Origin of the sequence: Streptomyces sp. NPDC006529 (genome assembly GCF_040611795.1) — a bacterium.
In the GTDB taxonomy this organism is placed as follows: domain Bacteria; phylum Actinomycetota; class Actinomycetes; order Streptomycetales; family Streptomycetaceae; genus Streptomyces.
In genome coordinates, this window is sequence record NZ_JBEXPB010000136.1 from 1 (window position 1) to 1275 (window position 1275).

Annotated in this window: 1 protein-coding gene; it reads left to right on the plus strand. The window is 69.7% G+C overall.

All coding sequences use genetic code 11. The features are described 5' to 3' along the window. The coding region (locus ABZY31_RS31260; RefSeq protein ID WP_356417077.1) for an acyltransferase domain-containing protein at nucleotides 1–1275 on the plus strand (1275 nt) is incomplete at both ends.

The window sequence follows — 1275 nt, forward strand, 5'->3', positions numbered from 1 at the left end:
GGTGTTCGCCGACGCGCTGGATGCGGTCTGCGCACGGTTCGACCTGGACCTCCCGCTGCAGGACGTGCTGTTCGGATCGGACGCGCAGCTGCTGGACCGTACGGAATACACGCAGCCGGCGCTGTTCGCGGTCGAGGTGGCCCTCTACCGGCTCGCGGCGAGCTGGGGTGTGGTCCCGGACTTCGTGTCGGGTCATTCGATCGGTGAGATCGCGGCTGCGCATGTGGCGGGTGTGTTCTCGCTGGAGGACGCGTGTGTGCTGGTTGCTGCGCGTGGTCGTCTGATGCAGGGGCTGCCGTCGGGTGGTGTGATGATCGCGGTCCAGGCGTCGGAGGACGAGGTCCTGCCGCTGCTCACCGACCGCGTGAGTATCGCGGCCGTCAACGGCCCGCAGTCGGTGGTCGTGGCGGGCGACGAGGATCACGCACTGGCCGTGGTGGCGTCGTTTGCCGACCGGAAGACCAAGCAGCTGACGGTCAGCCATGCGTTCCACTCGCCGCACATGGACGGCATGCTGGAGGACTTCCGTGAGGTGGTGGCGGGGCTGGAGTTCGCCGCACCGCGGATCCCGATCGTTTCCAACCTGACGGGTGCGCCGGTCACCGACGAGATGGGTTCGGCCGACTTCTGGGTCCGGCACGTCCGCGAGGCCGTTCGCTTCCTCGATGGTGTGCGGGCGCTTGAGGCCGCGGGCGTGACGACGTACGTCGAACTCGGCCCGGACGGTGTCCTCTCCGCCCTCGCCCAGGAATGCCTCACCCGCGACACCGGTGACACCGTCTTCGTCCCCGCACTGCGCACGGGCCGCCCCGAGGCCGAGGCCGTCACGACGGCGCTCGCCCAGGCCTTCGCCCACGGCGTCACCGTTGACTGGAGCTCCTACTACGAGGGCACCGGCGCCCGGCGTCTCGACCTGCCGACGTACGCGTTCCAGCGTCGGCGGTTCTGGCCGAGTGCGGCGGCGTTCGCGGCCGGGGACCCGGAGTCCATCGGCCTGGGCGAGGTGGCGCACCCGCTGCTGGGGGCGGCTGTGACGCTGGCCGATTCCGAGGGTGTGCTGTTCGCGGGCCGTCTGTCGCTCGATACCCATCCGTGGATCGCCGATCACGCCATCCTGGGCAGTGCGTTGCTGCCGGGTACCGCGTTCGTGGATCTGGCGGTGCGTGCGGGTGACGAGGTCGGTTGCGATGTGGTGGAGGAGTTGACGCTGGAGGCGCCGTTGGTGCTGCCGGAGCGTGGGGGTGTTCAGCTTCAGCTGGTGGTCGAGGGGGCTGT